The 25,257-nt window shown below is 69.2% G+C and carries 25 protein-coding genes, 2 tRNA genes and 1 other RNA gene; 12 read left to right on the top strand and 16 right to left on the bottom strand.

Going from position 1 to position 25,257, the window contains the following annotated elements; genetic code table 11:
- The 10 genes from rnpB to VJ976_RS09190 form a co-directional block, all read right to left on the bottom strand.
- An RNA gene (gene rnpB, locus VJ976_RS09235) (RNase P RNA component class A) lies at nucleotides 1–299 on the bottom strand; the annotation flags it as partial.
- A 61-nt stretch (nucleotides 300–360) separates the two neighbouring features.
- Nucleotides 361–1,137 (bottom strand): zinc permease, encoded by a 777-nt coding sequence (locus tag VJ976_RS09230; protein WP_324099912.1) that lies wholly within the window; start codon nucleotides 1,135–1,137, stop codon nucleotides 361–363.
- A gap of 46 nt (nucleotides 1,138–1,183) precedes the next feature.
- Complete coding sequence (locus VJ976_RS09225) at nucleotides 1,184–2,326, bottom strand: cystathionine gamma-synthase (RefSeq protein ID WP_324099911.1); 1,143 nt, start codon at nucleotides 2,324–2,326, stop codon at nucleotides 1,184–1,186.
- A gap of 7 nt (nucleotides 2,327–2,333) precedes the next feature.
- Entirely contained in the window at nucleotides 2,334–3,698 is a 1,365-nt protein-coding gene (locus tag VJ976_RS09220) for a cystathionine beta-synthase (RefSeq protein ID WP_324099910.1), read from the bottom strand.
- Between the two features lie 96 nt (nucleotides 3,699–3,794).
- Nucleotides 3,795–5,009, bottom strand: a complete 1,215-nt coding sequence (locus VJ976_RS09215; RefSeq protein WP_324099909.1) for a bifunctional RNase H/acid phosphatase — start codon at nucleotides 5,007–5,009, stop codon at nucleotides 3,795–3,797.
- Complete coding sequence (locus tag VJ976_RS09210; protein ID WP_324099908.1) at nucleotides 5,006–5,743, bottom strand: zinc ribbon domain-containing protein; 738 nt, start codon at nucleotides 5,741–5,743, stop codon at nucleotides 5,006–5,008. The genes VJ976_RS09215 and VJ976_RS09210 overlap by 4 nt, the downstream gene beginning before the upstream one ends.
- Nucleotides 5,740–6,639: a Nif3-like dinuclear metal center hexameric protein gene (locus tag VJ976_RS09205; RefSeq protein WP_324099907.1), complete on the bottom strand. Its 900-nt coding sequence runs from the start codon at nucleotides 6,637–6,639 to the stop codon at nucleotides 5,740–5,742. The genes VJ976_RS09210 and VJ976_RS09205 overlap by 4 nt, the downstream gene beginning before the upstream one ends.
- A 4-nt stretch (nucleotides 6,640–6,643) precedes the next feature.
- Nucleotides 6,644–6,716 (bottom strand) — tRNA-Val (locus VJ976_RS09200).
- Nucleotides 6,717–6,814: 98 nt separating this feature from the next.
- A complete protein-coding gene (locus VJ976_RS09195; protein WP_324099906.1) occupies nucleotides 6,815–7,297 on the bottom strand; it encodes a peroxiredoxin in 483 nt (160 codons plus the stop codon).
- Nucleotides 7,294–7,713 (bottom strand): DUF3052 domain-containing protein, encoded by a 420-nt coding sequence (locus VJ976_RS09190; RefSeq protein ID WP_324099915.1) that lies wholly within the window; start codon nucleotides 7,711–7,713, stop codon nucleotides 7,294–7,296. The genes VJ976_RS09195 and VJ976_RS09190 overlap by 4 nt, the downstream gene beginning before the upstream one ends.
- Nucleotides 7,714–7,945: 232 nt before the next feature.
- On the opposite strand from VJ976_RS09190, the gene aceE reads away from it, so the two are divergent.
- On the top strand, nucleotides 7,946–10,702 hold the full coding sequence (gene aceE / locus VJ976_RS09185) for a pyruvate dehydrogenase (acetyl-transferring), homodimeric type (protein ID WP_324099905.1): 2,757 nt from the start codon (nucleotides 7,946–7,948) through the stop codon (nucleotides 10,700–10,702).
- A gap of 115 nt (nucleotides 10,703–10,817) precedes the next feature.
- Here aceE and VJ976_RS09180 read toward each other — a convergent pair whose 3' ends face one another.
- Entirely contained in the window at nucleotides 10,818–11,870 is a 1,053-nt protein-coding gene (locus VJ976_RS09180; RefSeq protein WP_324099904.1) for a glycerophosphodiester phosphodiesterase family protein, read from the bottom strand.
- 161 nt (nucleotides 11,871–12,031) lie between these two features.
- Here VJ976_RS09180 and VJ976_RS09175 point away from each other — a divergent pair, with 161 nt between their 5' ends.
- The 6 genes from VJ976_RS09175 (at nucleotide 12,032) to VJ976_RS09150 (ending at nucleotide 18,634) form a co-directional block, all read left to right on the top strand.
- A complete protein-coding gene (locus tag VJ976_RS09175) occupies nucleotides 12,032–13,192 on the top strand; it encodes a helix-turn-helix domain-containing protein (protein ID WP_324099903.1) in 1,161 nt (386 codons plus the stop codon).
- Nucleotides 13,193–13,278: 86 nt separating this feature from the next.
- Complete coding sequence (locus VJ976_RS09170; RefSeq protein ID WP_324099902.1) at nucleotides 13,279–14,460, top strand: ACP S-malonyltransferase; 1,182 nt, start codon at nucleotides 13,279–13,281, stop codon at nucleotides 14,458–14,460.
- Entirely contained in the window at nucleotides 14,457–15,494 is a 1,038-nt protein-coding gene (locus tag VJ976_RS09165) for a beta-ketoacyl-ACP synthase III (RefSeq protein ID WP_324099901.1), read from the top strand. The genes VJ976_RS09170 and VJ976_RS09165 overlap by 4 nt, the downstream gene beginning before the upstream one ends.
- Nucleotides 15,495–15,561: 67 nt before the next feature.
- Nucleotides 15,562–15,810, top strand: coding sequence for an acyl carrier protein (locus VJ976_RS09160; protein WP_324099900.1), 249 nt, complete (start codon nucleotides 15,562–15,564; stop codon nucleotides 15,808–15,810).
- Nucleotides 15,811–15,926: 116 nt separating this feature from the next.
- Nucleotides 15,927–17,186 (top strand): beta-ketoacyl-ACP synthase II, encoded by a 1,260-nt coding sequence (gene fabF / locus VJ976_RS09155; RefSeq protein ID WP_324099899.1) that lies wholly within the window; start codon nucleotides 15,927–15,929, stop codon nucleotides 17,184–17,186.
- Nucleotides 17,187–17,242: 56 nt separating this feature from the next.
- Entirely contained in the window at nucleotides 17,243–18,634 is a 1,392-nt protein-coding gene (locus tag VJ976_RS09150) for an acyl-CoA carboxylase subunit beta (RefSeq protein ID WP_324099914.1), read from the top strand.
- Nucleotides 18,635–18,699: 65 nt separating this feature from the next.
- Here the strand turns inward: VJ976_RS09150 and VJ976_RS09145 are convergent, their stop codons facing one another.
- A complete protein-coding gene (locus tag VJ976_RS09145; RefSeq protein WP_324099898.1) occupies nucleotides 18,700–19,215 on the bottom strand; it encodes a DUF3145 domain-containing protein in 516 nt (171 codons plus the stop codon).
- A 163-nt stretch (nucleotides 19,216–19,378) separates the two neighbouring features.
- Complete coding sequence (locus VJ976_RS09140; RefSeq protein ID WP_324099897.1) at nucleotides 19,379–19,861, bottom strand: hypothetical protein; 483 nt, start codon at nucleotides 19,859–19,861, stop codon at nucleotides 19,379–19,381.
- Between the two features lie 39 nt (nucleotides 19,862–19,900).
- On the opposite strand from VJ976_RS09140, the gene VJ976_RS09135 reads away from it, so the two are divergent.
- Entirely contained in the window at nucleotides 19,901–20,359 is a 459-nt protein-coding gene (locus VJ976_RS09135; RefSeq protein WP_324099896.1) for a GNAT family N-acetyltransferase, read from the top strand.
- A gap of 36 nt (nucleotides 20,360–20,395) precedes the next feature.
- Here the strand turns inward: VJ976_RS09135 and VJ976_RS09130 are convergent, their stop codons facing one another.
- From VJ976_RS09130 to VJ976_RS09120, 3 genes are all read right to left on the bottom strand, one after another.
- The gene (locus tag VJ976_RS09130) at nucleotides 20,396–21,139 is read right to left on the bottom strand and encodes a M15 family metallopeptidase (RefSeq protein WP_324099895.1); all 744 of its coding nucleotides are present in this window, start codon (nucleotides 21,137–21,139) and stop codon (nucleotides 20,396–20,398) included.
- A 25-nt stretch (nucleotides 21,140–21,164) separates the two neighbouring features.
- Nucleotides 21,165–21,238, bottom strand: a tRNA-Ile gene (locus tag VJ976_RS09125).
- Between the two features lie 159 nt (nucleotides 21,239–21,397).
- Complete coding sequence (locus tag VJ976_RS09120; protein ID WP_324099894.1) at nucleotides 21,398–21,682, bottom strand: YrhK family protein; 285 nt, start codon at nucleotides 21,680–21,682, stop codon at nucleotides 21,398–21,400.
- A gap of 107 nt (nucleotides 21,683–21,789) precedes the next feature.
- Between VJ976_RS09120 and VJ976_RS09115 the strand changes: the two genes are divergently transcribed.
- The 4 genes from VJ976_RS09115 (at nucleotide 21,790) to VJ976_RS09100 (ending at nucleotide 25,108) form a co-directional block, all read left to right on the top strand.
- Nucleotides 21,790–22,533, top strand: coding sequence for an amino acid ABC transporter ATP-binding protein (locus tag VJ976_RS09115; RefSeq protein ID WP_414693607.1), 744 nt, complete (start codon nucleotides 21,790–21,792; stop codon nucleotides 22,531–22,533).
- An 11-nt stretch (nucleotides 22,534–22,544) separates the two neighbouring features.
- On the top strand, nucleotides 22,545–23,405 hold the full coding sequence (locus tag VJ976_RS09110; protein WP_324099893.1) for a glutamate ABC transporter substrate-binding protein: 861 nt from the start codon (nucleotides 22,545–22,547) through the stop codon (nucleotides 23,403–23,405).
- A 111-nt stretch (nucleotides 23,406–23,516) separates the two neighbouring features.
- On the top strand, nucleotides 23,517–24,197 hold the full coding sequence (locus tag VJ976_RS09105; RefSeq protein WP_324099892.1) for an amino acid ABC transporter permease: 681 nt from the start codon (nucleotides 23,517–23,519) through the stop codon (nucleotides 24,195–24,197).
- Nucleotides 24,194–25,108, top strand: coding sequence for an amino acid ABC transporter permease (locus tag VJ976_RS09100; protein WP_324099891.1), 915 nt, complete (start codon nucleotides 24,194–24,196; stop codon nucleotides 25,106–25,108). The genes VJ976_RS09105 and VJ976_RS09100 overlap by 4 nt, the downstream gene beginning before the upstream one ends.
- The last annotated feature ends 149 nt before the right edge of the window (nucleotides 25,109–25,257 follow it).

Raw genomic sequence — 25,257 nt, 5'->3', positions numbered from 1 at the left:
AGCCGTCTCCAGCGACCTACCCGCACACCTCGGGCGAGCAGCCCTCGACCGTGTGCTGTCTGGTCTTGCTCCCGGTGGGGTTTACCGAGCCGCGCCAGTCACCTGGCGCGCTGGTGGTCTCTTACACCACCGTTTCACCCTCACCACCGGTCACCCGGTGGCGGTCTGCTTTCTGTGGCACTTTCCCGCGGGTCACCCCGGGTGGCTGTTAGCCACCACCGTGCTCTGTGGAGCCCGGACGTTCCTCGGCGAGCGACGACCTTGCGGGCCGTCCTCGACGCGGCCGCCTGGCCGACTCATCCACAGGGCTATCGTACGCGGCTCTCGACGGGGCGGAGGTCTCTCGCGGCGCGATCCCCTTCAGATCGTCGAGAGCATGAACGAGAGCACGAAGCCGGCGGCCGTGCTGAGGGCGACGCTGGGCCCACCGTGCTCGTACGCCTCGGGCATCAGAGTGTCCGCCAGCGAGGCGATCACCGCGCCCGCGGCGAAGGCCAGGGGCAGGGACAGGGTTGCCTCGTCGGCCTGCGAGAGCGGCCCGGCGCCGACGACGACGGCGACCGTCAGCAGCAGCGCGCAGATCCCCCAGGTGCCCACGATCCAGGCCTGCGACCGGCCCTGCGCCCGCATCGACGCGCTGCCCACCAGCGACTCGGGGAAGTTCGAGACGAAGATCGCGGCCAGCAGCGCGAGCCCACCGGTGCCCTCCCCCAGCGAGACCCCGAGCGCGATGTTCTCCGGGACCCCGTCGAGGGTGACCGCAGCCAGCAAGGCCAGGCCCGCCGCTCCGCTGATCGAGGCCGACGAGGACGCCCGGTCGCTCGCGGCGGCGTCGGTGTCGAGCTTCTCGCTGCCATGGTCCTCCTCGACGTCACCCTCGGCGACGTGGTCGAGCCAGTGGCTGACCAGGGTGAACACGATGGCGCCCGCCGCCAGGCCGAGACCGGCGCGCCACATGCCGCCCTGCTCGTAGGAGTCCTCGAAGAGCTCGAAGGCGAGCGCGGTGATGAGTGCTCCGGAGGCGAAGGCGAGCATGGCGGCCAGCACCCGCTTGGGGATCTGAACCCGGCCACCCACGATGGCACCCAACAGGAGAGCGCTGGAGCCGAGGGCACCGAAGACCAGCGCTTCCGTCATGCCCCGAGTATGGGGCACGGGCGCGCCGCGTCGTGCTGCGCGCGCCTCAGACCTGGGCCAACGCCTGTGCCACGTCGGAGACCAGATCGTCGGTGTCCTCGATGCCGACCGAGAGGCGGATGATGTTGTCCGGCACCTCCAGCTCGGTGCCGCGCACCGAGGCGTGCGTCATCTGCGCGGGGTAGTTCACCAACGACTCGACCCCGCCGAGTGACTCGGCCAGCTGGAACACCGAGGTCGCCTCCGCAAAGGTGCGGGCCGCTTCGGCTCCACCGCGCAACGCGAACGAGACCATGCCGCTGAACCGGGTCATCTGCGCCGCCGCCACCTGGTGGCCGGCGTGGTCCGGCAACCCGGGGTAGAAGACCTGCTCGACTGCGGGATGCTCCAGCAGGGACTCGGCCACGGCCTCGGCGTTGTCGGAGTGCCGGTGCATCCGCAGCGACAGGGTCTTGATCCCGCGGATCGTCAGAAAGACCTCCCACGGCGCGCTCACCGCTCCGGCGGCGTACTGCAGGAAGCCGACCTGCTCCGCCATCCGCTCGTCGTCGGTCGCCACCAGCCCACCGAGCACGTCCGAGTGCCCACCGAGGTACTTGGTCGCCGAGTGGACCACCACGTCAGCCCCCAGGGCGAGCGGTCGCTGCAGAGCCGGCGTGGAGAAGGTGTTGTCCACCACCACGACGCAGTCGTGCCCGTGACCGATCTCCGACAGCGCGGCGATGTCGCTGACCTTCATCAGCGGGTTGCTGGGGGTCTCGACCCAGAGCATCCGGGTGTTCGGCCGCAGCGCCGCGGCGACGTGGTCCAGGTTGCTCATCTCGACCGTGCTGAGCTCCACGCCCCAGGGCACCAAGATCTGGTTGGCCAACCGGTGGGTGCCCCCGTAGACGTCGTCACCCATCAGCACATGGTCCCCGGGTCGAAGCAACCCCCGGAGGACGGCATCCTCGGCCGCCAGCCCGGACGCGAAGGACAGGCCATGGCGGCCGCCCTCGAGGTCGGCGATGAGGGTCTGCAGCGCATCCCGGGTCGGGTTGGTCCCACGCGTGTACTCGTACCCCGAGCGCAGGCCGCCGACGTGCTCCTGCACGAACGTCGAGGTCTGGTAGACGGGGGGGATGACCGCCCCGGTCAGCGGGTCGAAGGCCTGTCCCGCGTGAATCGCGCGGGTGTCGAATCCGGTCATCGTGACGTCATTTCGAGAGGAAGGTGAGCAGGTCGGGGCGAGTGAGCACGGCCAGCGGGGCGCCGTCCTGGGTCACGAGCAGGGCGTCGGTGTCGGCCAGGGCCTCCCGCGCCGCGCTCGCGGAGTCGCCGGCACCGATGAGTGGCATCTTCTCGCCGCTGACCTCGGACACCGCATCCCCCGGGTGCAACCCGCCGCGGAACACCGCGTCCAGCAGGTCCTTCTCATTCACCGCTCCGACGACCTCGCCCATCATCACCGGCGGCTCCGCCGCCAGCACGACCAGCTGGGAGACTCCGTACTCGGCCATCATGGCGATGGCGTCGCGGATGGTGTCGGTCGGGTGCGCGTGGACCAGCGCCGGCACGTCGCCGTTCTTGCTGCTGACCACGTCGCGCACCGTGGCCTCGGTGGCGTCGGGCAGGAAGCCGTAGCTGCGCATCCATCCGTCGTTGAAGATCTTCCCCAGGTAGCCGCGCCCGCTGTCCGGAAGCACCACGACCACCACGTCGTCCGGGCCGAGCTCGGCTGCAGCCCGCAGCGCCGCCACCACGGCCATCCCGCACGAACCGCCCACGAGGAGGCCCTCCTCGCGAGCCAGGCGCCGCGTCATCGCGAAGGAGTCCGCGTCGGTGACGGCGAGGATCTCGTCCGGCACCGAGGGGTCGTAGGCGCCGGGCCAGATGTCCTCCCCGACCCCTTCCACCAGATAGGGCCGTCCGGTGCCGCCGGAGTACACCGAGCCCACCGGGTCGGCGCCGACCACCCGCACCCCCTCCTCGCTGACCTCCTTGAGATATCGCCCCGTGCCCGAGATGGTGCCGCCGGTGCCGATCCCGGCAACCAGATGGGTGACCCGGCCAGCGGTGTCCTCCCAGATCTCGGGGCCCGTCGTCTCGTAGTGGCTCAGGGGGCCGTTCGGGTTCTCGTACTGGTTGGGCTTGTAGCCCCCCTCGATCTCCTCGGCCAGCCGGTCACTGACCGAGTAGTACGAGTCAGGGTGGTCAGGGGCGACCGAGGTCGGGGTCACGACCACCTCAGCACCGTAGGCCCGCAGCACGTTGCGCTTGTCCACCCCGACCTTGTCCGGACAGACGAAGATGCAACGGTAACCGCGCTGCTGCGCCACCATGGCCAGGCCCACCCCGGTATTGCCGCTGGTCGGCTCCACGATCGTTCCTCCCGGCCGAAGCAGCCCCTGCTGCTCCGCAGCGTCGATCATCTTCGTGGCGATGCGGTCCTTGATCGAACCACCGGGGTTGAGGTACTCGATCTTGGCGAGCACCGTGGCCTCGATCCCCTCGGTCACCTTCGTCAAGCGCACCAGAGGGGTGTGACCCACGATGTCGATGATGGAGTCGGCGTAGCGCATGGGTGGGTCCTTGCTGGCTTCAGAGTGTGGGTAGTGAGGTACGAGGGTCGCACGGCGAACAGCATGGGCGATGTCGCCGCGGATGTGGGTCGCCGCTCATGTGGCTTCGACATCGCGCAGGTGGTGAGTGTCGTTGACCGTCACCACGCTGACCCCGCCGTCGGGCCAGACCTCGAGAACGGTCAAGGAGCAGGGCGCACTCGCGATCGACCAGATCCGCTCGTGGTCGACACCGAGGACCTCGGCCAGCACGCACATCAGCGGCTTGCGGTGGCTGGCCACCACGACGGTGCCGCCCCGGGCCAGGGCCCGGGCCCACGCGCCGCTGACACGCCTCGCCAGGTCCCGATGGCTCTCTCCCCCGGGCCGGGCGTAGTCCTGGTCGGCCCGGAGCCGGACGAGCTCTGGTCGCGAGCTCGCGGCCAGGTCGGGCAAAGCCAGGCCATCCCAGTCACCGAAGCCCTGCTCGTCCCAGTCACGGTCCTCCACCGGCTGGACACCGAGCTCACGGGCGATGATGTCTCCCGTCCGCCGAGCACGGCCCAGGGACGACGTCACCACCGAGACGGCCTCGCGTCCGGCCGGGCCGACGAGCTCGTGGACGGCGCCGGCGGCCGCCGCGGCCTGGCGCAGCCCGAGGTCGTTCAGCTCCGGATCGGCGCCTCCCCGACCGTCCAGACGCTTGGTGACGGTGTAGTCGGTGACCCCGTGGCGCACGAGGACCAGGCGCACCGGCTCGTGCCGATCCGGGACGTCGGCGGTGGCCAACGCGGACACCGGCGTCCTTCCCTCCCCGAACGCGGGATCGGGTGCCTGCGAGCCGGCGGACTCGCCCTCGCCGGAGTTCGGCTCGGGCCAGCAGTCGACCCGCACACGCTCCCCGTCCATGCCCTTGTTCGACAGGGCGTCGGCTGCGGCGTTCTCGGCCCGCGGCACCCACTCGAAGGCGACGCTGGCGCCGCCTCGTTCGATCAAGGTCTTCAGGTCGCGCGCCTGCAGCGACAGCCGGCGCATGTCCGGGTGCTTGACCTTCCACCGGCCGGTCATCTGCTCGACGACGAGCTTGGAGTCCATCCGGACCAGCACCGCCGTGTCCACCGCCGGGGACATCGCGGCCACCGCATCGAGCCCCGCGATGAGACCGTGGTACTCGGCGACATTGTTGGAGACGGCATCGCCCAGGGGCGCGGCGCGCTCGGCCAGCACCCGACCTGAGGTCGCGTCGCGGACCAGGGCACCGTAGCCCGCGATCCCGGGGTTACCCCGGGAGCCACCATCAGCCTCGACGACCAGACGGCGCGGGGCCGTCACAGTCCCGACTCCTCGGTGCGCACGAGGATGCGGCCGCACTCCTCGCAGCGCAGCACCTCGTCCTCGTCGGCGGCACGCATCCGGCCGAGGTCGACCGAGTGCAGCTCGAGCTGGCACCCACCACAGCGTCGGGCGACCAACGGGGCCGCCCCGGAGCCGCTACGGGCACGGATCTTCTCGTACAGCGCCACCAGATCCGGGCCGGTGACCTCGACCAACCGGTCCCGGTCCGCGGCGACGCGCGCGCTCTGCGCGGTGAGGTCGGCGGTGGCCGCGTCGCGCCCCGCACGCACCTGCTCAGCCTCGCCGGTGAGCGTCGCCAGCTCCTGTTCGGCCGCCCGGACCTGCTCCTCGGCCGCCTCCGCGCGTTCCATCACCTCCAGCTCGGCCTCCTCCAGCACGTCCTGCCGGCGGGCCAGAGACTCCAGCTCGTGCTGGATCCCCTGGAGGTCCTTGGCGTTGCCGGTGCCGGCCTGCAGCCGCTGCCGGTCGCGTTCTGCCCGGTCACGGACCAGCTGGACGTCGGCATCGGCCTTGCGCAGCTCCCGCTGTACGTCCTCGTGCTCGGTCCGCGCCAAGAGCAGGGTGGACTCCGTCGCCGAGACCGCCGCCTCGAGCTCGGCCAGTCGTGCGTGCTCGGGCAGGGTGGACTGCCGGTGCCCCAGCTGGGCCAGGGTCGTGTCCAACGTCTGCAGCTCCAGCAGCGAACGCTGACGGCTCGGGTCTGCTCTCACGAAGCACCTCGCGGGGTCGGGGTAACGGGATGGGCACCGCGCGCGTCACCGGTCTCGCCGGGCCGCACCACGAAGTCCCAGGGGTCTGTGGGCAGGGTAGAGACCGTGATGTCCAGCCCGTGGCCCGTCGCGGACAGCTCCTCGTCCAGGCGACGAGCCACCATCGGCAACCATAGCCACTCGCTCGCCCAGTGCGCGGTATCGACGAGGTAGGGAGTCCCAGCCTGCAGTCGCGCCTGCTCACGGGCCTCGAGGGCGGGGTGATGGCGCAGGTCCGAGGTGACGTACACATCGGCGCCGCTGGCCACGACCTGGGTGAACGCATGGTCGCCCGCGCCGGCGAGAAGGGCCACCCGCCGCACCGGAGCGTCCGGCGGCCCGCTGACCCGCAGACCACCGGCGGTCTCGGGGAGCCGGTCCGCCAGCATGGACGCGAACTCAGCCAGAGGCAGGGCGTGGGGCAGGTCACCGACCCTGCCGAGCTCCTGTCCTTCGCTGACGGTGAGCGGCTCGGTGACGAGAAGCCCGCACGCCTCGGCGAGCGCGTGGCCGACACCGTCCGTGGCGACGTCGGCGTTGGTGTGCGCGCAGTACAACGCGATGTCGGCGCCGATGAGTGTGCGCAGGGCGCGTCCCTTCGCCTCGTGGGCCGGGGCCGCGTGAAGGCCACGCAACAGCAGTGGGTGATGGGTGATGACCAGGTCGGCACCACGGTGCTGCGCCTCCGCCAACACCGCCTGCGTCGGGTCCACCGCGAGCAGGATGCTCCGGACGGGCTGGGCGGCGTCCCCGCTGACCAGACCCACCTGATCCCAGGACTGAGCGGTGAGCGGGGGGTACAGGCGTTCCATGACGGCAACCACGTCGGCGAGAGGTACGCCAGGTCCGCTGGTCATCACGTGGGCCCGGCCGGGCTCGAACCGACGACAACCGCGGTGTAAACGCGGTGCTCTACCACCTGAGCTACAGGCCCGCAGCATCCCCGCACTCGGTGGCACGCGGATCCGCTCGACATTGTGCCAGGGATCCCAGCCCGCCCCGCCGCGGCAGCGCGGCGCGGGGTGGGCCCGCTCAGAGCGACTTGACCGCGTCGTGCAGCACGCCGATGTCCCGCTGCTCCCCCGGGCCGAGGGTCAGCGACCACCGGACCCGACGCTCGGGCGTGACCAGGAAGGTGCCACGGACGGCCATCCCCGACTCCTCATGGAAGACCCCGTAGGACCGCGAGACTCGCCCGTGCGGCCAGAAGTCGGACAGCAGGGGGAAGCGGTAGCCCTCGAAGGCGGCCCACGACTTCAGCGCCGGCGAGGGGTCGCACGAGACCCCGTAGACCCCGACACTGTCGTTGACGAAGCGGTCGATGTTGAGCTGGATCTCCAGCAGCTCGCCGGTGCAGATGCCCGAGAAGGCGAACGGGAAGAACACCAGGAGCGCATGCCGGTCCTGAACCGCCTCTGAGAGCGTATGGACCGCGCCGTACTGGTCGGCGAGGGTGAAGTCCGGTGCTGTGTCCCCGACGTCCACCGATGCCTGGTACTCGGTCTCGGCACTCACTTGCGCCCCACCAGCCGCTGACCCTGCCAGTCCGGTCCGACCGGGACGGCACCCGAGGCGGTCAGCCCGGAGGTCGTGCACGCTTCTTGCACGTCGGGGGCCTCGACCCGGTCCGCACGTCGCATACCGGGGGTGAGCAGGGCAATGAAGCCGCCGTCCTCGACCATCGTCAACGCGTCGACCAGCTCGTCGGTGAGGTCTCCCTCACCGTCCCTCCACCAGAGCAACACCGCGTCGACCACGCCGTCGTAGTCCTCATCTTCAAGGCCGGCAGTCACTGCCGACTCCACCGCGCTGCGGAACTCGGCGTCGACATCGTCGTCGTACCCGAACTCGATCACGATCTGCCCCGCCTTGAAGCCCAGCTTCGCTACCGCTGCGCCAGGGCCGCGGTCGGTGCCTCCCACGACGTCGATCCTCCCTCACCTCTGAGCCGGGGCACGAGAGACCGGGGCCGGCGGCCCCGACTGCTCTCTCGCGCTTTACCCTCACTAGTCTGCGGCATAGCCGGCCACAGCGCGCCATCGAATGCACCTAGGCTATCGGCACCGGCCATGGCCGTCGTGGAGACCCAGCGGCACGCGGGTGCCGCTCCTGCCCGTGACAGACTGAAGCAGCATCGCCTGATCCGCCCAGAGAGGACCTGCCGTGGCCGACTCCGCAGTCAACTCCGGCCCCATCGTCAACGGCTTGCCCAGCCAGATCCCCGACACCGACCCGGACGAGACCGCCGAATGGCTCGACTCGCTTCAGGGGGCCATCGACACCGGCGGCCGCAACCGTGCGCGCTACCTCATGCTGAAGATGCTCGAGGAGGCGCGCGAGAGCCATGTCGGCATCCCCTCGCTGACCACGACGGACTACATCAACACCATCGCCCCGGACATGGAGCCGAAGTTCCCCGGTGACGAGGACATGGAGCGCCGCTACCGAGGGTGGATCCGCTGGAACGCTGCCGTGATGGTGCACCGGGCGCAACATCCGGACATCGCCGTCGGCGGCCATATCTCCAGCTACGCCTCGGCGGCCACGCTCTACGAAGTGGGGTTCAACCACTTCTGGCGAGGCCGCGACCATGGGGGCGGGGGCGACCAGGTCTATTTCCAGGGGCACGCCTCACCGGGGATCTACGCCCGGGCCTTCCTCGAAGGGCGTTTGAGCGAGGACGACCTCAACGGCTTCCGTCAGGAGGCCTCGCACCTGGTCGACGGCAAGCTCCGCGCCCTGCCTTCCTATCCCCACCCGCGCAGCATGCCGGGGTTCTGGCAGTTCCCCACCGTCTCGATGGGGATCGGGCCGTTGAACGCCATCTTCCAGGCCCAGTTCAACAAGTACCTGCACAACCGCGGCCTCAAGGACACCTCGCAGCAGCATGTGTGGGCCTTCCTGGGAGACGGCGAGATGGACGAGCCGGAGTCGCGCGGAGCCCTTCAGGTCGCCGCGAACGACGAGCTGGACAACCTCACCTTCGTGGTCAACTGCAACCTGCAGCGCCTGGACGGACCGGTGCGCGGCAACGGCAAGATCGTGCAGGAGCTCGAGGCCTACTTCCGTGGTGCCGGGTGGAACGTCATCAAGGTGCTGTGGGGCCGCGGGTGGGACCCACTCATCGAGGGAGACGAGACCGGCGGGCTGCTCCGCCTGATGAACGCGACCAGCGACGGCGACTTCCAGACCTTCCGCGCCAACGACGGTGCCTACATCCGCGACGAGTTCTTCGGCCGGGACCCGGTGACCAAGGACATGGTCAAGGACTGGTCCGACGACGACATCTGGTGGCACCTGAAGCGGGGCGGACACGACTACCAGAAGGTGTATGCGGCCTACGCGGCGGCGGTGCAGCACTCGGGCCAGCCGACCGTCATTCTTGCCCACACCATCAAGGGCTACAGCCTGGGCTCCCACTTCGCCGGCCGCAACGCGACCCACCAGATGAAGAAGATGAAGCTCGACGACCTCAAGGGCTTCCGGGACAACCTGCAGATCCCGATCAGCGACGAGGAGCTCGAGAAGGACCCCTGGGCTCCGCCGTACTACCACCCCGGCGAGGACGACGAGGCCATCCAGTACCTGCGCGAGCGGCGCTCCTCCCTGGGGGGCTACCTGCCGGTACGCCGTCCGGACCAGGGCGAGAAGCTGAAGCTGCCCGAGGAGAAGCTCTACGCGGTGGCGAAGAAGGGTTCGGGCAAGCAGGAGGTCGCCACCACCATGGCCTTCGTGCGCATCTTCAAGGACCTCATGCGGGACAAGGAGTTCGGCAAGCACCTGGTGCCGATCATCCCGGACGAGGCCCGCACCTTCGGGATGGACAGCTTCTTCCCGACCGCGAAGATCTACAACGTCCACGGCCAGAACTACACCTCGGTCGATGCCGATCTCATGCTGGCCTACAAGGAGGCCACCAGCGGGCAGATCCTGCACTTGGGGATCAACGAGGCCGGATCCGTCGCGGCGATGACCGCGGCCGGGACCTCTTACGACACGCACGGTGTGCCGATGGTGCCGTTCTACGTCTTCTACTCGATGTTCGGCTTCCAGCGCACCGGAGACTTCCTGTGGGCGGCGGCCGACCAGATGGCCCGCGGGTTCCTCATCGCCGCCACCGCGGGACGCACCACCCTGACCGGTGAGGGGCTGCAGCACGCGGACGGCCACTCCCTCCTGCTGGCGGCCACCAACCCGGCCGTGGTCTCCTACGACCCGGCGTACGGGTACGAGATCGCCCACATCATCCAGGACGGGCTGCGCCGCATGTACGGCGACGAGCCCGAGAACGTCATCTACAACCTGACCGTCTACAACGAGCCGATGGTGCAGCCGGCGGAGCCCGAGGATGTCGATGTCGAGGGCATCCTGAAGGGGATGCACCGCATTGCCGTCGGCAGTGGTGAGGGACCCAGCGTGCGGCTGCTGGCCTCCGGTGTCGGGGTGCCGTGGGCCCTGGACGCGCAGACGTTGCTGGCCGACGACTGGGGTGTCAGCGCCGAAGTCTGGTCGGTCACCTCCTGGACCGAGCTGCGTCGCGAGGCGATGGCCTGCGACGCGGCGTCGTTCGGCGTCTCCCACGAGGACCGCCCCGTGCCGTATGTGACCCGGCGCCTCTCGGAGGGCGAGGGCCCGGTCATCGCCACCAGCGACTTCATGGCCCAGGTGCAGGACCAGATCGCGCCCTGGGTCCCCGAGGACTACTTCTCGCTCGGTGCTGACGGGTTCGGCTTCTCCGACACCCGTGCCGCAGCTCGCCGCTACTTCCACATCGACGGACCGTCGATGGTGGTCAAGGCGTTGCAGATGCTGGCCGACCGAGGCGAGATCGAGCCCGACACGGTCACCCAAGCTGCCGAGAAGTACCGGATCAACGACGCCACGGCGGGTACGTCGGGCACCGCAGGAGGCGACGCCTGAGCTGCGGGTCACCCGTGACGAGCTGCTGCGCCGCCTCGTAGGCCGTGCGGTCGCATGCGTGGTGCCCGGCTGATGAGCCGGGTGTGGGGGTTGACCACAACGACAGCTCGCATCACTAGCTGCGACGTTGACGGGCGAGGAATGCGTCCCGGGTTCGCACGCCGATATCGGGCTGGTCGGTGAAGAAGCCGTCTACTCCGAGGTCGAGATGGCCGGCGATCTCCTCCGTCAGCACTCCGATGGACCCCGGATCCGAGCCTCGCCGCAGCTCGACCGGAAGAAAGGCGTTCTCCGCGCGAAACGTGTACGGATGGACGACCAGGCCGGTCGCGTGAGCGTCGCGGACGAGCGAGGTGGGTCGGGCGGGCATGCCATCGGTGGACGGAGCGATCACCTGATGCTTGGCCGGGCCGATCCCCACGAGGTGTGGGCTGATGCGCTCCAGACCGGCGCGGGTGATGAGGTCGCGGGCGCTACGCGGGTCACCAGCGACCATCAGGTCGTACGGCATCTGTTCGCCGACCAGGAAGACGAGGGGCACCTGCACGGCGTGCTCGAGAGCGAGGATGTGCAAGCTCGTCAGCTCGAAGGACTGGAGAAAGACCGGGGCCGCGGCGTGGTCGAGGCCGCGCATCCGCAACGCTCGAGCCAGCGGCTCCTCCAGACCCAGGCCCAGACCGGCGAAGTGGGTGGGGTGCTTGGTCTCGATGTACACACCCACCTCGCGCCGGAGCTGGCGGGAGACCCGGGCGCGCAGGTCGAGGATCTCGCTCAGGGTAGGCACGTCGAACCGCCCGTCGAAGGCCGTGTTCCCCTGGCGGATCTCCGGTAGTCGCTCCACGGCGCGCAGCGTCCTCATCTCGGCCAGCGTGAAGTCCTCGGTGAACCAGCCCGTGCGCTCCACCCCGTCGACGACGGTGGTCCGCCGCCGGTCGGCGAACTCGGGCCGGACCGCGACATCCGTGGTCTGCGAGATCTCGTTCTCGTGACGTGCTATCAGCACCCCGTCACTCGTGGAGACCAGGTCGGGCTCGATGCAGTCGGCGCCCATTCGTGCAGCCAGCTCGTACGAGGCCAGCGTGTGCTCTGGCCGGTGACCGGCCGCTCCGCGGTGACCGATGACCAGGGGGACACGGAACGGGTGTCGCCCTGGCGCTGGTCGGCTCATGGCCGACATTCTGCCCACCGGCACTCCCCGCAAGCCCCGGGCACCGATTCCAGTTGTGCAAAGCACACAAAAGGCGCAGGTGCAAGCCGCCGCGCTGAACTACTCTGATGTGGATGACGACACACGCTCCTCGCGAGGCCTCCTCGCGACATACAGGCACCGTGGCGACGGCCGCGACCCAGCGGATGGAGCGAGACCTGGACTGGTACCGCAACCTGTCCGCCGACGACCGCTCCTGGGTGTCGCTGGTCGCACAAGCCGGTATCAGTGCGTTCCTCGCCTGGTACCGCAGCGGCGAGGATCCTCGCGTGCTGACCGCTGACATCTTCGGCACGACGCCGCGCGAGCTCGCGCAGAAGATCAGCCTGCGCCAGACACTGGACCTCATCCGGTGCACGGTCGACACGGTGGAGGAGCATATTTCCTACCTCGCCGTGGACGGTGATGAGACTGCCTTGCGCGAGGGGGTGCTGCGCTACTCCCGCGAGGTGGCCTTCACCACGGCACAGATCTACGCCGCCGCCGCCGAGTCCCGCGGTGCGTGGGACGCCCGACTCGAGGCACTGGTGGTCCACGCCGTCGTCCGGGGTGAGGCGGACGAGACCTTCCGCAGCCGCGTGACCGAGCTGGGCTGGGCTGACGTGACCGGCGTCGCCGTGGTCGTGGGCAGCGCCCCGCCTCAGGCCGACATGCCCAACTCGGCCGGTATCGCTCACTCCTTGCGAGAAGCCGCGCACCGCAACGGACTGCGCGCCCTCACCGCCGTGCAGGGTCAGCGCCTCATCTGCGTGCTCGGGCAGAGCGAGGACTGCATGTCCGAGGCTGCGCGCCTCTCGGCTCACTTCGGGCACGGACCGGTCGTGGTGGGGCCCCATGTGCCCCACCTGTACGCCGCCGGTCGCTCGGCTCGCGCCGCCCTCTCCGGCGCCGATGCCGCCCCGGCGTGGGAGCAGGCTCCCCGTCCGGTCGCCGCGGACGACCTGCTGGCCGAGCGCACCCTGCTGGGCGAGGCGCCTGCTCGGAGGGCTCTGGTCGACCGCGTCTACGTCCCGCTGCGGGACAGTGGCTCCGCCCTGCTCGAGACTGCCCACGCCTACCTCGAGTGCGGGGGCGGCATCGAGGCGACCGGCCGCATGCTGTTCGTGCACCCCAACACCGTGCGTTACCGGCTGGGCCGGATCGCCGAGGTGATCGACCTCGACCTCTCCTCCCCGCGGGAGGCGTGGACGACCCAGATCGCCCTCGCTGTAGGGCGACTGGCCGACCAGGCCCGGCCGGGCAGCTGGCGGGCGGGCCTGCGGGAGCGGGCGCCATCGGTCTGAATTGGAGGATTCTCACAAAACTGAACGCAAGATGTCGTGGGCTTCCCTAAGGGTTGAACGTCGGTCGAACGCGGCACAGTGGACCCGTGCTTGCCATTGTTGCCCCCGGTCAGGGCTCGCAGACCCCTGGATTCCTCTCCCCCTGGCTCGAGCTCCCGGGCTTCCGCGACCGGACCGAATGGCTCGGCGCCGTGGCCGGCATGGATCTCGTCGAGCACGGGACGAACTCCGACGCGGCCACCATCAAGGACACCGCCGTGGCCCAGCCGCTGTTGGTCGCCTCCGGCTTGGTCTCCCTGCTCGCCCTCTTCGACCATCCGGCCGACGGGTTCGCCACGGTCGGGGTAGGGGCCGGTCACTCGGTCGGTGAGATCACCGCCGCCTCGGCGGCCGGCGTGCTGAGCGCCGAGCAGGCGATGGTCTTCGTGCGGGAACGAGGACGGGGCATGGCCGAGGCCAGTGCGGCCAGCGAGACGGGGATGGCCGCTGTGCTGGGCGGCGACCCGGACGAGGTCGCCTCCGCGCTGGAGGCTCACGGCCTGACCGCCGCCAACATGAACGGTCCGGGCCAGGTCGTGGCCGCTGGCACCGCGGACGAGGTCCAGGCGCTGCGCGACGCCCCCCCGGCCAAGGCGCGCGTGGTCCCGCTGCCGGTGGCGGGTGCCTTCCACACCGAGCACATGGCTTCCGCCGTGACCCGACTCGGTGGGTACGCCCGGGCCATCTCCGTGCACGACCCGCGCACTCCCCTGGTCTCCAACGCCGACGGCTGTGTCGTGGCGAGCGGTCGTGAGGTGCTCTCTCGCCTGGTGAACCAGGTGCGCAGCCCGGTGCGCTGGGACCTGTGCATGAAGACGCTGGCCGACCTGGGCGTCACCGGCCTGATCGAGATCCCGCCCGCGGGGACCCTGACCGGCTTGGCCAAGCGTGGGCTCCCGGGGGTGGAGACCCTGGCCTTGAAGAGCCCGGACGACCTCGACGAGGCCCACCGGATGATCCGCGAGCACGGCTCGCCCGTCGAACCGACCGACGCGCCCACGTGGCGGCTGGTGGTCTCCCCCGTGAAGGGGACCTTCACCGCGGACATCGGAGCCGAGAGCGATGTCCGCCCGGGGCAGGTGGTGGCCACCGTCAACACCCTGCGCGAGAGCCACGACGTCAAAGCCCCTCACGGCGGACACGTGATCGAGTGGCTGGCCGAGCCGGGTGACCCGGTCGGTCCCGGCCAGCCCCTGTTGCGACTTCATCCCCACGAGGACAGTGCATGACCGACGCCAGCGTCAGCCTGCCTCTGGCCCCTCCGGCGGGCCAGCACGCGCGCGTGCTCGGCCTCGGCGCCTACCGTCCCGAGCGCGTGGTCACCAACGCCGAGATCTGCCAGCACATCGACTCCAGCGACGAGTGGATCCGCCAGCGCTCGGGTATCGCCGAACGGCGTTTCGCCGGCCCCGACGAGTCGTTGATCGACATGTCGGTCACCGCGAGCCTGACCGCGATCGACCGCGCAGGCATCGACGTCGGCCAGGTCGACGCCGTCCTGGTGGCTACGATCACGCATCCGTACCAGACCCCGGCGGCGGCGCCCATGCTCGCCGACCGCCTGGGCATCCCGTCGCCGGCCGCGTTCGACATCTCCGCCGCCTGCGCCGGGTACTGCTATGGCATCGGGCTGGCCAACGACATGGTGCGCTCTGGCAGCGCCCGGCACGTGCTCGTGGTCGGAGCCGAGAAGCTGTCGGACTTCACCGACCCGGCCGACCGGGGTAGCGCGTTCATCTTCGGCGACGGGGCGGGAGCCGCGGTGGTGGGACCCTCGCAGACGCCCGGGATCGGGGCGACGACGTGGGGCTCGGACGGTAAGCACTGGGACAAGATCGCGCAGCGTGAACCATGGACCGAGCTCCGTGAGGCGATGGAGGCGCCGGGGCGCCCGGACGGCATTCACTGGCCCTCGATCGGGATGCAGGGGCAGGCGGTCTTTCGCTGGGCCGTCTACTCCATGGCGCCGGTGGCCCGCAAGATCCTGGCTGACTCGCAGGTGTCTACCGAGCAGCTGGCCGCCTTCGTCCCACACCAGGCGAACCTGCGCATCACCGACGCGATGGTCAAGGAGCTGCGCCTGCCCGGGCACGTCGCGGTGGCTCGCGACATCACCACGACCGGCAACACCTCGGCGGCGTCGATTCCTCTGGCCATGACCCGGATGCTGGAGGAGAGGCCCGAGCTGAGCGGTGGCATCGCCCTCCAGCTGGGCTTCGGTGCCGGCCTGGCCTACGCCGGGCAGGTCGTGGTCCTGCCCTAAGACTCCCGCGGCCCGGCGGGTTACCGGGTCAGTCCATCTGAACCCGAGCATCAAGGAGCACAGCCCGATGGCCATGAACGAGCAGGAGATCCTCGAGGGTCTGGCAGAGATCATCAACGAAGAGACCGGCATCGAGCCCGAGGCCGTCCAGATGGAGAAGTCCTTCACCGAGGACCTGGACATCGACTCCCTGTCGATGATGACGATCGTCGTGAACGCCGAGGACAAGTTCGGTGTGCGCATCCCGGACGACGAGGTGAAGAACCTCACGCACGTGCGCGACGCCGTCGCCTACATCAACAACAACCAGGACTGACCCGCGACCGCGGTATGCCGCCGAAGAGCGCGACGGCATACCGCGTCCCTGTCCGCGCAGCCCCATCGGCGCCGTGAGTGAGTCCACCTTCCCGTCATCACCTCAAGGAGCATCACATGTCCGCCAACCCTGAGCGTCGTGTCGTGGTCACCGGCGTCGGCGCAACAAGCCCTGTCGGTGGCACCGCCGCGTCCACGTGGGACGCCATCGTCGCCGGACGCTCCGGCGTGAACACACTGGACCGGGAGTGGGTCAGCGAGCACGAGCTCCCGGTCACGTTCGCGGCCACCCTGCACAACCCCGCGGCCGAGGTTCTGACGAAGGTGGAGGTGCGGCGCAACGACCCCGCCGGCCAGTACGCCCTGATCGCGGCACGAGAGGCGTGGGCGGACTCCGGCCTGGCCGAAGGCGACGTCGACCCGGAACGGCTCGGGGTGGCGATCGGATCGGGTATCGGGGGCGTCTGGACGCTGCTGGACCAGTGGGACACCCTGCGTGAACGAGGGCCTCGGCGCGTGTTTCCCCTCGCTGTGCCGATGCTGATGCCGAACGGTCCCGCGGCGGCGGTCTCGCTGGACATCGGCGCCCGGGCCGGAGCGCACTGCCCGGTCAGCGCATGCGCGAGCGGGGCCGAGGGTATGGGGCTGGCCATGAAGATGATCCGCGAGGGTCGTGCCGACGTCATGGTCGCTGGGGGCACGGAGGCCGCCATCCACCCGGTCACCGTGGCTGCCTTCGCCGCGATGAAGGCGTTGTCGACCCGCAACGAGGACCCCCAGGCGGCCTCGCGACCTTACGACACGGCGCGCGATGGCTTCGTCATGGGCGAAGGCGCGGCGATGCTGGTGCTGGAGTCGTACGAGCACGCCGTCGACCGAGGCGCTCAGGTCTACGCCGAGCTGTCGGGCGTGGGCACCTCCTCCGACGCTTATCACATCACCGCCGGTCATCCCGAGGGCGAGGGTGCAGCGCGGGCGATGCTCGAGGCCGTGGCGGACGCCGGGCTGGAGGTCGACGACATCGACCACCTCAACGCGCACGCCACCTCGACGCCGGTGGGTGACGTCGCCGAGACCAAGGCGATCCACCGGGCCTTCGGTGAGCGGGCGACACGCATTCCGGTCACGGCCACCAAGTCGATGACCGGGCACCTGCTCGGCGCCGCCGGGGCCCTGGAGGCCGTCCTGACCGTGCTCACCCTGCACCACCGATGCATCCCTCCCACCATCAACCTCGCCGACCCGGACCCGGACATCGACCTCGACGTGGTCACCGGGTCGGCACGCGAGCTTCCCGGCGACGATGTGGCCGCGCTGAACAACTCCTTCGGCTTCGGCGGCGCGAACGTCGCCCTGACCTTCCGGAGCGCACGGTGACCGCGCGCGCCCCCAGCGATGCCTCAGTCCAGGCCTCTGCGTCCGCCCGGGGCCGCCTGCCTCGCGAGGAGGACCCCCGGCACCCCACCAAGCGCCTGGCCATCTTCTTCGACGACGACACGCTGGAGTTCATCACCGACGTCGACGACTCGGGCTTCCTGGCCGCTACCGGAACGGTGAAGGGCACTCCTGTCGTGGCCTTCTGCTCCGACGCCACCATCCAGGGTGGGGCGATGGGGGTCGCCGGTATGCAGGTCATCCTGCAGGCGTACGAGCGTGCCCTCGCCGACGAGGTCCCTGTGGTCGGCCTGTGGCACTCCGGCGGCGCACGGCTCGCCGAAGGCGTCGTGTCGCTGCACGCCGTCGGCGAGGTGTTCGCCATCATGACGCGAGCGTCCGGCAAGATCCCTCAGATCTCCGTGGTCCTCGGCGCCGCGGCGGGTGGCGCGGCCTACGGGCCGGCGCTGACCGACGTCGTGGTGCTGGGGCCGGATGGTCGTGTGTTCGTCACGGGGCCGGATGTCGTGCGCTCGGTCACCGGCGAAGCCGTCGACGCGTTGCGTCTGGGTGGTCCAGAGCCGCACGGCCGTCGCTCGGGCGTGGTTCACGTGGTCACCGAGACGACGGAGGAGGCGTTCGAGAAGGGCCGCGTCCTGTGCTCGCTGCTCGCCGACCAGGGTGAGCTGTCCGTGAAGAAGGTGAAGAACCGCGACCTCGCCTCCACGTTCCCCGAGTCGGCCAAGCGGGCCTACGACGTCCACCCGCTGATCGCCAACGTGCTGGACAAGAACACCGAGGCGGTCGAGCTCTTCCCTCGCTGGGCCCCGAACATCGTGACGACCCTCGGTCGCTTCGGCGGGCGCACGGTGGGCGTCATCGCCAACAACCCGATGCGCCTCGGCGGGTGCCTGGACTCCATCTCGGCCGAGAAGGCGTCCCGGTTCGTCCGGATGTGTGACGCCTTCGGTATTCCGCTCATCGTGCTGGTCGACGTGCCCGGGTACCTGCCGGGTGTCGGTCAGGAGTGGGACGGCGTGGTGCGCCGAGGCGCCAAGCTTCTGCACGCCTTCGCCGAGGCAGTGGTGCCCAGGGTCACGCTGGTCACCCGCAAGACCTACGGCGGGGCCTACATCGCCATGAACGCGCGTTCCCTCGGCGCCTCGCGGGTCTTCGCGTGGCCCACGGCTGAGATCGCGGTGATGGGCCATGTCGCCGCCATTCGCATCCTGCACCGCCGCCGCCTCGCCGAGGTCCCCGACGAGGACCGCGCGCGCGTGGAGTCCGAGCTCGCGGCCGAGCACGCCGAGCTGACCGGCGGGCTCGACCGAGCGGTGGAGATCGGGGTCATCGACGAGATCGTGGAGCCCAAGAAGACACGGACAGCCTTGGCCCAGGCCATCCTCGACGCGCCCCAGCGTCGCGGTCAGCACGGGAACATCCCGCTGTAGCTCCATCGAACCCGGACTCCCTGGAGTACCCGGCCGCCGCCGTGGGGCCAGCGCCGCCGACTAGGTCAGCTGACCTTGTGCAGCCACTTGACGGGCGCGCCCTCCCCGGCGAAGCGGAAGTGCTCGAGCTCCTCATCCCACGCCGCCCCGAGAGCGCGGTCGACCTCGGCGCCGATCTGGGAGGCCGTGGTTTCCGGGCGGCTGAGGATGGTGCGCAGCCGGTCCTCGTTGATGACGATGTCACCGTTGGCGGACAGCCGGCAGTGATGTACCCCCAGGGAAGGGGTGTGGGTCCATCTGGCACCGTCCGACCCGCGGCTGGCTTCCTCGACGACCTCGTATCGCAGGCCGTCCCAACCGCGCATGGCGCTGGCCAGATGGGCACCCGTTCCCACGGCACCGGTCCAGGAGAACTCGGTGCGCATGCTGCCCGGCTGAGCGGGCTGAGGGATCCAGTCGAGTGAGACCCGGGTTTCGAGCACACCCTCGAGGGCCCACCCGATATGCGGGCACAGCGCAGTGGGGGTGGAGTGAATGAACACCACCCCGCGAGTCATGACGCGCGGCATCGCGACGGACATCCGAGCCTCCTTGTGACGAGGGACGTCTTCCCCAACGACCTCATCCGGCGACTCTGGACGACTCCATCGGCCAGTCACACACTCTTCGGTTGTCCCGCTACTGTGTCACACGCGTCGCACGAGCCACAAGACGCGGCGTGGCGCGCACGCCTGTCGGCCAGTCTCACTCCCAGTTCACGGTCACCGTCCCGCCGCCGTACCCGTTCTCGGAGTCCCGGCCCTCCACGGTCAGCTCCTGCGTACCGTCGGGGACCGTGACGTCGGTCTGCGTGCGGGTGAAGGGCTGCTCGTCGGCGTGGTCGTGCATCAACGTGTGCTCCCCCAGCACCTCGTCATCCTGGTCCAGCACTCGCCAGCCGTCGGCGTAGCGCTCCGGGGTGTCGTACGGAGAGGACACCGTGACCGAGAGATCTGTCGTGTTCTCGTCGATCTTCTCGACGTCGACGCTCTCGATGTCGGGGTACTTCTGGCTGCTATCAGCCTCGTCCTGCGCCTGCTGTTCACTGTCCCCCTCCTGTTGGGAGGACTCCTCGTTGTTTCCGCCTCCTTCCTCGCCGCCGTCCTGCTCACTGCCACATCCGGCCACGGCAAGGACAGTGCTCGCGGTGATCGCGATGGCCACACGTCGGATCCGCCTGATACGCATGAACCCACTGCACCACATCTGTCTGGCAGCATGGCGGAGGTGGCGGTCACACAGGCCAGCAGGGTCGACGCACGTGTCGTCGCGTCTCTACTCGTACGGTTCAACGCTGAGTTCGATACCCCGACGCCCCCGGTGGACGTGCTGGAACGCCGGCTGGCCTGGATGCTCGACCGCGACGACGTCTTCGTGCTGCTCGGCGGCGACCGCGACGCGCCCACGGGATTCGCGCTCGTGACGCTGAGACCCACGGCCTACGACGACGGGCCACTCGCTGTGCTCGACGAGCTCTACGTCGTGCCCCACCTGCGAGGCCAGGGCCTGGGCATGCAGCTGCTCGACTCGATGTTCGCCGAGCTCGGTCGCCGCGGCTGTCATGAGGTGCACATCAACGTCGACGAGCAGGATCTCGACACTCGCCGCTTCTACGAGGCACACGGCTTCACCAACCTCCAACCCGGGGCGGACGAGCGGATGCTCTGCTACATCCAGGAGATCTGAGCGCACCGAAACGGCACGTGCCGTCGGAGACGGCACTCAGCGAGGTCGCGACGCTGCAACCGGCAGCGCCGGATCCGCCACCCGATGAGCCTGGCGGAGATAGTCAGCCAGGAGCACCACGCCCCGGCGCCGCATCTCTGCCGCGACCCGCGGCCCCACATACCGCAGGTGCCAGGGCTCGTAGACGTAGCCCGTGCGGTCCCGGTACCCCCGGGGGTAGCTCTGTAGGAACCCGTAGCGGTAGGCGTGCGCGGCTGTCCAACGCCCTTCCGGTGTCGCTCCGAAGCACGCGTCCAGATAGCACCTGCCTGCGTCCCCCCGCACGTCCAGGTCGACCGCGAGCCCGGTCTGGTGCTCGCTGTGTCCGGCGCGGGCGCTGGTGACGTCCGCGGCGGCTTGGCCGTAGTGGGCCGCCCAGTATCGATGGGTGTCTGCCTGGGTGTCGTAGGAACGGAAGCCGCTGACGACGCGCAACCGCAGATCGGACCGTAAGGCCGCGGAGAACATGGCATCCAGGTGCTCTGCCACCTCGGCCCGCACCTGATGCCGGCTGCGCTTCCAGGTGACGAGATCAGGGGGAAGGTATCGCAGCGGCTCGACCGGACGCTGCTTGGTCACCAGGGCTGTGAGCCGCCGTGGCTCCTCTTGCTCGAGCCTCGTCAACGAGACCGCTCGATCGGGTGACCGCCGCTGTTGAGCCGACGCGGGAGGAACGCCACCGACACCGAACCCGGCCACCACCGTGCCCGCAAGCACGGATCGTCTACTGAGCGCGGCCATCTGACCATCTTGCCACCGGTGTCGGTGGGCCAGGCGGGGCTTGAACCCGCGACCGACGGATTATGAGTCCGCTGCTCTAACCGGCTGAGCTACTGGCCCTGACCCGCCACGGCAGGCCTCCCGGCGGACCTCCCCCATAGACAGTCCTGTGGCCAGGGGGCCGCCCACCGGGCGCACCGACACTACCCCGCCCGACCCGCCTGACGGCGGCTGCCGCAGCTGCCCGAGAGCAACGACCGTCACCCAGCCTGCGGCGCGTTAGAAGTCCCGCGCGCCACCGAACCCGGGCTGGCCCCCGATGCGGCCCAGCGTGACCCGGCGGTGCAGCCTGATGAGGGGGCGCACGACGAGCTGGATGCTGCCGATCAGGAACAGCCATGTGCCCGCGGTCACCGTGGAGTCGAAGAAGAACAGGATGCTCCCGACGACGAACCACAGGCCGATGAGGATGTCGTTGACGATCGAGATGACTTCGTATCGGCCCCGCACGCGGAGCTCTTCGTGGCCGATTCGCACGTCCCACTCGTCCGGTTCGCTGCTCACGCCGCCATGATGCAGCAGAGGAAACGATGTGGTCTCATCGCCTCTCTGCCCTCCCCAAACTGGCCCCTAGTGGCTATGGTGCGCAGGTGGCCCAGAACGCGTCCTCCATGACAGACACCCCCCTGGTCGTTCTGGAGAACGTCAACAAGCACTTCGGCGACCTGCACGTGCTCCAGGACATTCACCTCACGGTGAACGAGCGCGAGGTGGTGGTCGTCATCGGCCCCTCGGGTTCGGGCAAGTCGACTCTGTGCCGCACCATCAACCGCCTCGAGACCTACGAGTCCGGCACCATCACCATCCACGGCGACCTGCTCCCCGAAGAGGGCAAGGCCCTGGCCAAGCTGCGCGCCGACGTCGGCATGGTCTTCCAGTCGTTCAACCTCTTCTCGCACAAGACCATCCTCGAGAACGTCACCATGGGGCCGATCAAGGTGCGCGGGGTGAAGTCGGCCGAGGCGAAGAAGCGAGGCATGGAGCTGCTCGAGCGGGTGGGGGTTGAGCAGCAGGCCCACAAGTACCCGGCGCAGCTGTCCGGCGGTCAGCAGCAGCGGGTCGCGATCGCGCGCTCGCTGGCCATGGAGCCGCGGGTCATGCTCTTCGACGAGCCCACCTCGGCGCTGGACCCGGAGATGATCAACGAGGTCCTCGACGTCATGATCTCGCTGGCCAAGGAGGGCATGACCATGATCGTGGTCACCCACGAGATGGGCTTCGCCCGCCGTGCCGCCGACAACGTGGTCTTCATGTCGGACGGGGCCATCGTCGAGCGCAACACACCCGAAGAGTTCTTCACCAACCCTCAGTCCGACCGTGCCAAGGACTTCCTCGGCAAGATCATCACCAACTAAGGAGTTCCCTCATGTCCCCTGCACCCTTCCGCCTAGCCGCAGTCCTGGCCGCATCCGCCCTGGCCCTCAGCGCCTGCGGCAGCGACGACTCCTCCGGTGGCAGCGGGGGCGGAGAGGACTCCTCCGACGGTGGCGGCGGCAGCTCCAGCGGTGTCACCGTCGGCATCAAGTACGACCAGCCCGGCCTGGGCCTGAAGGAGGGAGACAGCTACTCCGGGATGGACGTCGACGTCGCCAAGGCGGTCGTCACCGAGCTCGGGATGTCCGAGGACGACATCACCTGGAAGGAGTCGCCGTCCGCCCAGCGCGAGACCCTGCTGGAGACCGGCCAGGTCGACATGGTCTTCGCCACCTACTCCATCACCGACGAGCGCAAGCAGAAGGTGCAGTTCGCCGGGCCCTACTTCGTCGCCGGCCAGAGCCTGCTGGTCACGAGCGACAGTGACATCACTGGCACCGACTCCCTGGACGGCAAGCTGCTCTGCTCGGTGACCGGGTCCACCTCCGCCCCCAAGGTCAAGGAGGAGGTGCCGGGCGTGCAGCTGCAGGAGTACGGCACCTACTCCGAGTGCGTCAGCCAGCTGGCCAACGGCACCATCGACGCCGTGACCACCGACGACGCCATCCTGGCCGGCTTCGCCAACCAGTCCCAGTACCAGGACCAGCTGCAGGTGGTCGGCGACACCTTCAGCGAGGAGCGCTACGGCGTCGGGCTGCCCAAGGACTCCGATCAGTGCGAGGAGATCAACGGCATCGTCGAGGGCCTCTGGGAGGACGGCACCATGGAGCAGATCATCGCCGACAACCTCGGCGACAACTACGAGATGAACGAGGAGCTCAACCCGCCGGAGTTCGGCGGCGACTGCGGCTGAGCCCCCACGGCCGCCGCTGGGTGCGCCCGACCACAAGCCACTGGTCGGCATACCTGAGACCCCAGATATCGGGTATGCCGACCAGTCCCTGTTCGTAAGGCAAGGAGTGTGATGATCGAGCTGATCGAGGAGTTCAACGTCCTCGCCGCCTTCTGGATGACGATCAAGCTCGCCCTGCTCTCCGGCCTGTTCGCGCTCATCATCGGCACGTTCGTCGCGATCCTGCGGCTCTCGCCGGTCGCCATCCTGAGCTGGGCCGGCGCCGCCTACGTCACGCTGATCCGCAACACCCCGCTGACGCTGATCATCCTGTTCACCAGCCTTGGGCTGTGGGGCCAGCTCGGCTTCGAGCCCGCCTCCCGCGACTCCCCCACGTTCATCGTCGACCTCAACTTCCGGTTGGCCGTGCTGGGCCTGTCCGTCTACCACGCAGCGTTCGTCTGCGAGGCCATCCGCTCCGGGGTGAACACCATTCCGCTCGGCCAGGCCGAGGCCTCGCGCTCCCTGGGGCTCTCCTTCGCTCAGACTCTGCGTTACGTGATCCTCCCGCAGGCCTTCCGCGGGGCCATCACCCCGCTGGGCAACGTCATGATCGCGCTGACCAAGAACACCACGGTGGCGGTGGCCATCGGCGTCGCCGAAGCAGCAGCCGCGCTGCGGAACATGATCGAGTTCCGGCCCGACGTGATCTTCCTCAACTTCTTCGTCATCGCCATCGGCTTCGTGATCCTGACCCTGCCGCTGGGTCTGCTCACCAGCTACGCCTCACAGAAGCTGGTGGTGAAGCGATGAGCGCGCAGGACGTCCTGTTCGACGTGCCGGGGCCGCAAGCCCGGGTTCGGCACCGGATCCTGGCCGTGGTCGGGGTGCTGGCCCTGCTGGCGATGATCGCCTTCATCCTGCTGCAGATGGATGAGAAGGGACAGCTGGCGGCCAACAAGTGGACCTCGCTGTTCGAAGCGGCGGCCTGGACCAACTACCTGCTACCCGGCATCTGGGACCTGGTGCGCGCGGCGGTCGTGGCCATCGTGCTCTCGATGGGCCTGGGGCTGATGCTGGCGATGGGCCGGATGTCCGACCTGCTGCCGGTGCGGTGGGCGACGACGGTCTTCGTTGAGTTCTTCCGCGCGGTCCCGGTCCTGATCATGATGATCTTCACCTTCTTCTACCTGGCCAACCAGGAATGGAGCAACGACAGCTGGAACCCGTTCATCGGGGTCGTCGTCGGGCTGACGCTCTACAACTCCTCCGTGCTGTGCGAGGTGATCCGCTCCGGGGTGGGTTCGTTGCCCAACGGTCAGCGCGAGGCCGGGCTGTCCATCGGCCTCAGCAACGCCCAGGTGCGCCGCAGCATCCTCGTGCCGCAGGCCCTCACCTCGATGCTGCCCACCATCGTCAGCCAGATCATCGTGATCGTGAAGGACTCGGCGCTGGGCTACATCATCCTCTATCCCGAGCTGCTGACCCAGGCCCGCAACCTCAGCTCGAGCCGCGGCAACGTGCTGCAGGCCTACATCCTCGCCGCCGTCATCTTCATCCTGATCAACTACGCGCTCAGCAAGCTCGCCGAGGCGATCGAGAACCGGCAGCGCCGCAAGGCGGCCGGGCAGAGCAAGAAGGCGAAGCAGGACGAGGGCGAGGGCGAGGAGGGCGGCATGGCCGGGTACTCCGACAAGACCATGGAGCAGAACCGACAGACCTAGCCGCACATCAGCTCTGACAGCGCATGACCGGCCGTCAGAGCCACGCGATCTCGTCGAGCCGCTTCCGGATCTCTTCCGAAGTGGTGCCCGTGGCCTCGCGGACTCGCACGCCGTCGGGCGTGATGTCGAACGTGCCGAGGTCGGTGTAG

Origin of the sequence: Ornithinimicrobium sp., assembly GCF_035267225.1 — a bacterium.
Classification (GTDB): Bacteria; Actinomycetota; Actinomycetes; order Actinomycetales; family Dermatophilaceae; genus Ornithinicoccus.
The sequence above is the reverse complement of the archived record's forward strand: the minus strand, read 5'-3'. Positions and strand labels throughout refer to the sequence as shown.

Coding starts and splice junctions, on each gene's coding strand:
- VJ976_RS09230 (WP_324099912.1), bottom strand. CDS start 1,137: ATGACGGAAGCGCTGGTCTTCGGTGCCCTCGGCTCCAGCGCTCTCCTG.
- VJ976_RS09225 (WP_324099911.1), bottom strand. CDS start 2,326: ATGACCGGATTCGACACCCGCGCGATTCACGCGGGACAGGCCTTCGAC.
- VJ976_RS09220 (WP_324099910.1), bottom strand. CDS start 3,698: ATGCGCTACGCCGACTCCATCATCGACATCGTGGGTCACACCCCTCTG.
- VJ976_RS09205 (WP_324099907.1), bottom strand. CDS start 6,639: ATGACCAGCGGACCTGGCGTACCTCTCGCCGACGTGGTTGCCGTCATG.
- VJ976_RS09180 (WP_324099904.1), bottom strand. CDS start 11,870: ATGAGCCGACCAGCGCCAGGGCGACACCCGTTCCGTGTCCCCCTGGTC.
- VJ976_RS09165 (WP_324099901.1), top strand. CDS start 14,457: ATGACCGACGCCAGCGTCAGCCTGCCTCTGGCCCCTCCGGCGGGCCAG.
- VJ976_RS09160 (WP_324099900.1), top strand. CDS start 15,562: ATGGCCATGAACGAGCAGGAGATCCTCGAGGGTCTGGCAGAGATCATC.
- fabF (WP_324099899.1), top strand. CDS start 15,927: ATGTCCGCCAACCCTGAGCGTCGTGTCGTGGTCACCGGCGTCGGCGCA.
- VJ976_RS09145 (WP_324099898.1), bottom strand. CDS start 19,215: ATGTCCGTCGCGATGCCGCGCGTCATGACTCGCGGGGTGGTGTTCATT.
- VJ976_RS09140 (WP_324099897.1), bottom strand. CDS start 19,861: ATGCGTATCAGGCGGATCCGACGTGTGGCCATCGCGATCACCGCGAGC.
- VJ976_RS09130 (WP_324099895.1), bottom strand. CDS start 21,139: ATGGCCGCGCTCAGTAGACGATCCGTGCTTGCGGGCACGGTGGTGGCC.
- VJ976_RS09115 (WP_414693607.1), top strand. CDS start 21,790: ATGACAGACACCCCCCTGGTCGTTCTGGAGAACGTCAACAAGCACTTC.
- VJ976_RS09110 (WP_324099893.1), top strand. CDS start 22,545: ATGTCCCCTGCACCCTTCCGCCTAGCCGCAGTCCTGGCCGCATCCGCC.
- VJ976_RS09105 (WP_324099892.1), top strand. CDS start 23,517: ATGATCGAGCTGATCGAGGAGTTCAACGTCCTCGCCGCCTTCTGGATG.
- VJ976_RS09100 (WP_324099891.1), top strand. CDS start 24,194: ATGAGCGCGCAGGACGTCCTGTTCGACGTGCCGGGGCCGCAAGCCCGG.